This window comes from Streptomyces sp. NPDC055815, from assembly GCF_053616475.1.
This window is the reverse complement of the sequence record NZ_JBSHDU010000021.1, coordinates 1-7225: the sequence shown is the minus strand read 5'-3', so window position 1 is coordinate 7225 and position 7225 is coordinate 1. Positions and strand designations below refer to the sequence as shown.

9 protein-coding genes are annotated in these 7225 nt (G+C 72.4%); 5 read left to right on the top strand and 4 right to left on the bottom strand.

Annotation, left to right across the window (positions count from 1 at the left end; all coding sequences use genetic code 11):
- The first annotated feature begins 371 nt into the window (after positions 1–371).
- Complete coding sequence (locus ACWGN5_RS15835) at positions 372–1040, top strand: PhzF family phenazine biosynthesis protein (RefSeq protein ID WP_453515232.1); 669 nt, start codon at positions 372–374, stop codon at positions 1038–1040.
- A gap of 13 nt (positions 1041–1053) precedes the next feature.
- Here ACWGN5_RS15835 and ACWGN5_RS15830 read toward each other — a convergent pair whose 3' ends face one another.
- Together ACWGN5_RS15830 and map are read right to left on the bottom strand one after the other, a co-directional pair.
- Entirely contained in the window at positions 1054–1704 is a 651-nt protein-coding gene (locus ACWGN5_RS15830; RefSeq protein ID WP_453515230.1) for a biliverdin-producing heme oxygenase, read from the bottom strand.
- Between the two features lie 114 nt (positions 1705–1818).
- The gene (map, locus tag ACWGN5_RS15825; protein WP_453515228.1) at positions 1819–2676 is read right to left on the bottom strand and encodes a type I methionyl aminopeptidase; all 858 of its coding nucleotides are present in this window, start codon (positions 2674–2676) and stop codon (positions 1819–1821) included.
- 61 nt (positions 2677–2737) lie between these two features.
- On the opposite strand from map, the gene ACWGN5_RS15820 reads away from it, so the two are divergent.
- The gene (locus tag ACWGN5_RS15820) at positions 2738–2971 is read left to right on the top strand and encodes a hypothetical protein (RefSeq protein ID WP_453515226.1); all 234 of its coding nucleotides are present in this window, start codon (positions 2738–2740) and stop codon (positions 2969–2971) included.
- Positions 2972–3088: 117 nt separating this feature from the next.
- Here the strand turns inward: ACWGN5_RS15820 and ACWGN5_RS15815 are convergent, their stop codons facing one another.
- Entirely contained in the window at positions 3089–4393 is a 1305-nt protein-coding gene (locus ACWGN5_RS15815) for an MFS transporter (RefSeq protein ID WP_453515224.1), read from the bottom strand.
- A gap of 128 nt (positions 4394–4521) precedes the next feature.
- Between ACWGN5_RS15815 and ACWGN5_RS15810 the strand changes: the two genes are divergently transcribed.
- The 3 genes from ACWGN5_RS15810 to ACWGN5_RS15800 all read left to right on the top strand — a co-directional run bounded on the left by ACWGN5_RS15810 (position 4522) and on the right by ACWGN5_RS15800 (position 6199).
- Positions 4522–5124, top strand: coding sequence for a hypothetical protein (locus tag ACWGN5_RS15810; protein ID WP_453515222.1), 603 nt, complete (start codon positions 4522–4524; stop codon positions 5122–5124).
- 114 nt (positions 5125–5238) lie between these two features.
- A complete protein-coding gene (gene npdG / locus ACWGN5_RS15805; RefSeq protein WP_041128936.1) occupies positions 5239–5937 on the top strand; it encodes an NADPH-dependent F420 reductase in 699 nt (232 codons plus the stop codon).
- 82 nt (positions 5938–6019) lie between these two features.
- The gene (locus tag ACWGN5_RS15800) at positions 6020–6199 is read left to right on the top strand and encodes a hypothetical protein (RefSeq protein ID WP_453515220.1); all 180 of its coding nucleotides are present in this window, start codon (positions 6020–6022) and stop codon (positions 6197–6199) included.
- On the opposite strand, the gene ACWGN5_RS15795 is transcribed toward ACWGN5_RS15800, so the two are convergent.
- Positions 6196–6993, bottom strand: a complete 798-nt coding sequence (locus ACWGN5_RS15795) for a site-2 protease family protein (protein ID WP_453515218.1) — start codon at positions 6991–6993, stop codon at positions 6196–6198. The two genes, ACWGN5_RS15800 and ACWGN5_RS15795, sit on opposite strands and share 4 nt — an antisense overlap.
- Positions 6994–7225 lie beyond the last annotated feature (232 nt).

Here is a 7225-nt window from a genome sequence, read left to right as displayed (position 1 = left end):
TTCTCGGCGCAGCCCGTGACGGCGGTCAGAGCGGCCGCGGTCGCGGCGGCGGTGACGACGGAGAAGCGGACGGCTCGCATGGGGACTCCAGGAACGAGGGGGACGGTGCTGAGGCGGACCTAACTTAACCGAGGCTTACCTCAGCAATACCCACCCGTCCAGTGATTCAGCTCTCAGGCCGGGCGTACCGGACACGGCCGGGTCACGGTGTCTCCATGCCCCCCTCATGGCTTGGTCAAGAGCAGGTCAAGCAGGGTGAATTGTCCCGTTTCTGGTTACGCGTCAGTACGTGGACGGGGGAACGGGTGGGGGAAGGGGCGGGGAAGGGCGGTACGCCCCTGCCGGACAGCGGCGGGTGGTTGAATTCCGCCATGAACACGACCGCCACTGACATCGACGTCCTCCGGGTCTTCTGTGCGGGCGACGGCCGGCACGGCAACCGCCTCGGGGTCGTACGGGACGCCCGTACCCACCCCGACGAGTCCTCCCGGCAGGCGCTCGCCAAGGAACTCGGCTTCAGCGAGACGGTGTTCGTCGACGACCCGGAGCGCGGGATCGTCGACATCTACACCCCCGGCCTGCGGCTGCCGTTCGCCGGGCACCCGCTCGTCGGCGCCGCCTGGCTCCTCGACCTGGAGGTCGTCCACCCGCCGGCCGGCGAGGTGTGGGTGCGCGGGGACGGCGAGTTCACCTGGATCGAGGCGCGCGCCGAGTGGGCACCGCCCCGCACCCTGCGCCAGTACGGCTCCGTCGCCGAGGTGGACGCCCTCGACGTGCCCGAACCGGGGGAGTGGATCTACGCCTGGGCCTGGGAGGAGGAGGCCGCCGGCCGCATCAGGGCGCGGGCCTTCCCGGGCCGCGGCGACGGCATCGACGAGGACGAGGCGACCGGAGCGGCGGCGCTGCTCCTCACGGCGGAACTCGGACGGGCCCTGAACATCACGCAGGGCCGGGGTTCGCAGCTGCTCACCGCCCCCGGCCCCGGCGGCATCGTGGAACTCGGCGGACGGGTCCGCCTGGAAGGAACGATGACGCTCTGACCTCCGGGGACGCTCAGGCGCTGAGGGGGTACTCCCCGCCCAGCTCCCGGAAGACCGCGCTGTTGAAGTCGAAGGCGCGCTTGCACTCGTCGACGATCCGCTGCTTCTCCAGGTCGTCGGCGTTCACCCCGTCGAGCAGCTCCCGGTAGGCCCGCTTGAACGCCGCCGGGTTGGAGATCTCCTCGAAGACGTAGAAGCGGACGCCGTCGCCCTTGCGGTCGAAGCCCCAGGTCCGCTCCGCCTTGTCGCGGATGATCTGACCGCCCGACAGGTCGCCCAGGTAGCGCGTGTAGTGGTGGGCCACATAGCCGGCCGGCCAGTCACGGGCGCACTCGGCGACCCGCTCGGCGTAGGCGACGGTGGCGGGCAGCGGGGAGACCCCGTCCCGCCAGCCGGGGCCGCGCAGATGGGCGAGGTCCTGCTCCAGGGCGGCCGTGCGGAAGAGCGCGGGCTGTATGAAGGGCCCGGCGACCGGGTCCTCGCGCAACGCGTCCGCGCCCTCCTCCAGGGCCCGGTACACGAACCAGAGCTGCTCGGTGTACCGCGCGTAGGCGTCGACGGCCAGTCGTCCGCCCAGCAGGTCACCCATGAAGGACGAGGTCTCCGCCTCCGTGTGCTGCGCGTGCGAGGCCGTACGGATGAGCGTCGAGAAGGGCGTGTCCAAGGCGTGCCTCCGAGACCGATGGGACGGGAACCAGTGACGATCCTGCCTACTTAGGCTTACCTAAGTCAACTGGTTCCCGACGTCCTGTCGGTAAAACGCTACCCCTTCACGGGGTCAGGGCAACGTAAGGATTTCGGCCCCGTTCTCGGTCACCACGAGCGTGTGCTCGAACTGCGCCGTCCGCTTCCGGTCCTTGGTCACCACGGTCCAGCCGTCGTCCCACATGTCGTAGTCGTGCGTGCCGAGCGTCAGCATCGGCTCGATCGTGAACGTCATGCCGGTCTTGATCTCGGTGGTGTGGTGGGGCGAGTCGTAGTGCGGGACGATCAGGCCGGAGTGGAACGACGAGTTGATGCCGTGCCCCGTGAAGTCCCGCACGACGCCGTAGCCGAAGCGCTTGGCGTACGACTCGATGACCCGCCCGATGATGTTGATCTGGCGGCCCGGCTTCACCGCCTTGATGGCCCGGTTCAGGGACTCCCGGGTGCGCTCCACGAGCAGCCGCGACTCCTCGTCGACGTCGCCGCACAGGTAGGTGGCGTTGTTGTCGCCGTGGACGCCGTTGATGTACGCGGTGACGTCCAGGTTCACGATGTCGCCGTCCCGCAGGACGGTGGAGTCCGGGATGCCGTGGCAGATGACCTCGTTGATCGAGGCGCACAGCGACTTCGGGAAGCCGCGGTAGCCCAGCGTGGACGGGTAGGCGCCGTGGTCGCACATGTACTCGTGCGCGACCCGGTCGAGCGCGTCGGTGGTGACACCCGGGGCGATGTGCTTGGCGGCCTCCTCCATCGCCTGTGCGGCGATGCGGCCGGCGATCCGCATCCGTTCGATGGTGTCGGAATCCTGCACCTCGGGCCCGGTGTACGGGGCCGGTGCGGGCTTCCCGACGTACTCGGGGCGGCGGATGGAACCCGGAACGGAACGGTGGGGGGAGAGCTCCCCCGGTACGAGAAGCGACTGGCCAGACATGCCAGCGAGTCTAACGACCGGGTCTGGGGCAGCATGGTCCCGAAGGAAGGAGCCGAAGACGATGGCCCTGTTCAAGAAGCGCACGGTGGGCAAACCGGGCGAGTGGTACTACTGCCTGGAACACAAGAAGGTCGAGGAGGGCCCCGAGTGCCCGGCGAAGGACCGCTTCGGCCCCTACGCCAGCCGTGAGGAGGCCACCCACGCGATGGAGACCGCCCGGGAGCGGAACCTGGAGTGGGAGACGGATCCTCGCTGGCACGACGCGGGCGGGAAGGGCGGGACGCCGGAGGAGTAGGAGCCGGTGGGGCCCGGGTCCTGTGGGATCCGGGCCCCGCGCAGCCCGGGCGCCGGGGGCTCGCAGGGCCTCTGGCGTCCCGGCCCCCGCGAGGGCGCGGGGGCCCCGCGGAGCCGCTCAGGCGGCCTCCGCGGCCTCCCGCCGTGTCGCCTCCTGCTGGGCCTTGCGCCGCAGGGAGTCCTCGTCCGTCGTCGAGTCGTACGTGAGGAGCTTCGGCAGGGCCAGGCAGAGCAGGCCCACCGAGACGACGCCCGCCACGCCGCCCGTCCAGACGGACGCCCGGGTGCCGGTCCAGCCGGCCATCGCGCCCGCCCGGACCTGGCCCAGCTGCGGGCCCACGCTGTAGGAGAGCACCTCGATGCCGGCGAGCCGGCCCCGCAGCTCCTCCGGGATCGTCTGGTTCCAGATCGTCGCCCGGCCGAGCCCGCTCAGCATGTCGCCCGCGCCCGCGAAGGCCAGGCACAGCAGCACCAGCCACACGTTCCCGAACCAGCCGGCCGCCGCGATCGCCAGACTCCAGCCGGCCGCGCCCCCGGCCACGAGCAGCCCGTGCCGCCGCACCTTCGAGGTCCAGCCGCTCGTCAGACCGAGGACGAGGGAGCCGACCGAGCCCGCCGCGTACATCAGACCGAGCGACCAGTCCGCGTCCAGCTCGTCCGCGAGGAACGGGAAGATCGTGTTCGGGAAGGCTAAGAGCATCGCCGCCAGGTCGATCGCGTACGTGCCGAGCAGCACCGGCCGCGACCAGGCGTACCGCGCCCCCTCCGCGATGCCCCGCAGCGAGGGCTTCTCCGCGTCGTGCGCGGGCGGCGCCGGGGCGAGACGGCGGCACATCAGGACCGAGACCGCGAAACAGGCGACCGTCGCCCCGAACGCCGTCGCGTGACCCGCGTACGCCACCACCAGACCCGCCACGGCCGGCCCCGCGATCGAGCCGATCTGCCAGCGCAGCGAGTTCAGCGCGGCCGCCGCCGTCTGCTGGTCGTGCGGCACGATCCGGGCGAGCAGCGAGTCGAGCGCCGGACGCTGGAGCCCCGCGAGCGCCGACACCCCCGCCGCGACCACGTACAACGGCCACAGCATCGGCTCCGGCAGCAGCGAGTTCAGCAGCAGGAGCCCGGCGAGCAGGCCGAGCCCCGCCTCCGTCCAGAGGATCACCTTCCGCCGGTCGACCGCGTCCGCGAGCGCCCCGCCGTACAGGCCGAACACCACGAGCGGCACCAGCTCGACCGCGCCCATCGCGCCGACCGCGAGCGGTGAACCCGTCAGCTCCTTGATCTGCAGCGGCAGGGCGATCATCGCCATCGCGCTGCCGAAGTACGTCACGAGCCCCTGCACCCACAGCAGCCGGAAGTCGGCGGAGGAACGCCACGGCGCGAGATCGGGAAGCAGGGCGGAGAGCCTGGAGAGAGCGGAGGACACGAAAGGTCATGCTCCGTCCGCCGGACGGAGAGGGGCAACCGAATTACGGACGCCGCGACCCCTCCCGTACGGGTGGAAGCTCGCCGATCCGCCGCGCGCGGGCCCCGGCTCGGGCAGGATGCGGGCCCATGGATGCCGTACGGGTCGCGTTGCTGCGGGAAGTGCTCGCCGGGACGGAGTGGCCGGGCGCGGCCCGCCGGTTCGCGGGCGCGCTCCGGTCCTCCGTCGTACCGCACCGGGGCGGACTGCTCCTCGTCGGCACGGAGGAGTACGAGCCCTGGCACCTGGCGGCGCACCTGGTCGACGAGTCCGCCTGGTCGGGCCTCCCCGAGCTGGCGCCGACGCTGGTACGGCACCGGGTGCGGCCCGGAGACCCCGCGCACCTGGCCGTCGGCCTCTGCCGCCTGGAGGCCGCGGGGCGCGGGGCGACCCTGCTCATGGTGGCGCCCGAGCGGCCGGACGCGGGGCTGCTCCAGCGGGTGCACGACGCCCGACGCGCGGGGGTGACGGTCCTCACGCTCGACGGGGGCGACGAGGAGGTACGGGGCCTCGCGCACGAGACGCTCACCGTGGCGGAGGACGCGGGGGTGGACCTGGACACCGTGCAGCACCTGGTGAGCGCGGCGGCCGGCGAGAACAGCCTGCCGTCCCCCCGCGGAACCCGCCGCTTCCGGGACCGCCTCTCGCACCTGGCGGACCGCCTGACGGCACCGCCGCCGGCCCGCTGGTAGGGACGGCGGCGGGCGGGGCGGCGGGCGCGGCTCGTCGCGGCCCGGGTCGGCCCCGCCGGCCGGGTGGCGCGCGGCCATCCCCCACCGACCCGACCGGTCGGTAATGTCGGGGCCATGACTACGACTGAGAGCAAGCCCGCCCCCAAGGACCCCTGGGACCTCCCCGACGTCTCCGGTCTCGTCGTCGGCGTCCTCGGCGGCACCGGCGACCAGGGCCGCGGCCTCGCCTACCGGCTGGCCAAGGCCGGCCAGAAGGTGATCATCGGCTCCCGCGCCGCCGAGCGCGCGCAGGACGTCGCCGCGGAGATCGGCCACGGCGTCGAGGGCGCCGACAACGCCGAGACCGCCCGCCGCAGCGACGTCGTGATCGTCGCCGTGCCGTGGGACGGCCACGCCAAGACCCTGGAGTCCCTGCGCGAGGAGCTCCGCGGCAAGCTCGTCGTGGACTGCGTCAACCCGCTCGGCTTCGACAAGAAGGGCGCCTACGCCCTCAAGCCCGAGGAGGGCTCCGCCGCCGAGCAGGCCGCCGCGCTCCTCCCCGACTCCCGGGTCGCCGCCGCCTTCCACCACCTCTCCGCGGTCCTCCTCAAGGACACCTCCATCGAGGAGATCGACACGGACGTCATGGTCCTCGGCGAGGAGCGCGCCGACGTCGAGATCGTCCAGGCCCTCGCCGGCCGCATCGCCGGCATGCGCGGCGTCTTCGCCGGACGGCTGCGCAACGCCCACCAGGTCGAGTCGCTCGTCGCGAACCTGATCTCGGTCAACCGCCGCTACAAGGCGCACGCGGGCCTGCGCGTCACGGACGTCTGAGCCGGTCCCGTCGCGGATCGGGGCATGGGGGACACTGGACGGGCACGAAACGCCGTACCCGGACCCTCAGGAGTCGACCCCCATGCCCCGCCTCGCCCTCTACGCCCTCGTGGTCTGCGCCCTGGCCGTCGCCGCGGCCGTCGTCTCCTTCGTCGAGGGCAGCTTCCTCGGCGTCGTCTGGGTCCTCCTGGCGGGCCTCTCCTCGAACATGGCCTGGTACTACATCCGCCGCGCGAAGATGCAGGCGCGGGCCGAGGGCTAGACCTGGCAGAACTCCGGGGGGCTGCCCTCCCAGACCCGGAACAGCTGCGAACCGCAGTAGCGGGCCGCCTCCGGCACCCCGAGGGTCCGCATCAGGGCGTCGATCGCGTCGAAGAAGGCGTTGTTGACCGCCGGCACGAACAGCAGCGCGATCACGATGAAGAAGCCGTACGGCGCGTACGGCGCGATCTGCCGCTTCACCTGGTACGACAGCCAGGGCTCCACCACCCCGTAGCCGTCGAGCCCCGGCACCGGCAGGAAGTTCAGGAGCGCGGCCGTCACCTGGAGGAACGCCAGGAACGCCAGCGCGAACTGGAACGCGGCCGGCACGCCGTCGAGCGCGCCCAGCCAGAACGGCGCCGTGCACACGAGCGCGAACAGGACGTTCGCCAGCGGGCCCGCCGCCGAGATCAGGCTGTGCTTCCAGCGGCCCCTGATCCGGCCCTGCTCGATGAAGACCGCGCCGCCCGGCAGACCGATCCCGCCCATGATCACGAACAGCACCGGCAGGATGATGCTCAGCCACGCGTGCGTGTACGCGAGCGGGTTGAGCGTCAGATAGCCCTTGGCGCCCACCGTGATGTCCCCGCCGTGCAGGGCGGTCCTGGCGTGGGCGTACTCGTGCAGACAGAGCGACACCACCCAGGCCGAGGTCACGAAGAGGAACACCGCGAGGCCGGGCGAGGCGGCGAAGTCCGTCCACACCGCCCAGCCGGTGACGGCCATGACGGCGAGGATCGCCAGGAAGACGGGGCTGATCCGTCGTTCGTGGCGCCGGGTGGTGGCCGTGGTCATCTCGGGGGCTCCCAGGGGGACGAGTGTCAGATGCCCGAGAAACGTACCGGCCCCGCGGCCAAGTTCCACAGGGAGTCCCCGCGCCCGCCGCCCGCCCGGGCCCGCGCCCACGCCCGTGTGTGCCGCACCCGGGCGGGCGGCGCCCCGCCGCCGTGTGGGCAATCGTCCCGCAGGGCGGGACGGGTGGGCACACGGGACGGCGCCCTCTCGCGGCGCCTCCGCGTTCCGCGCC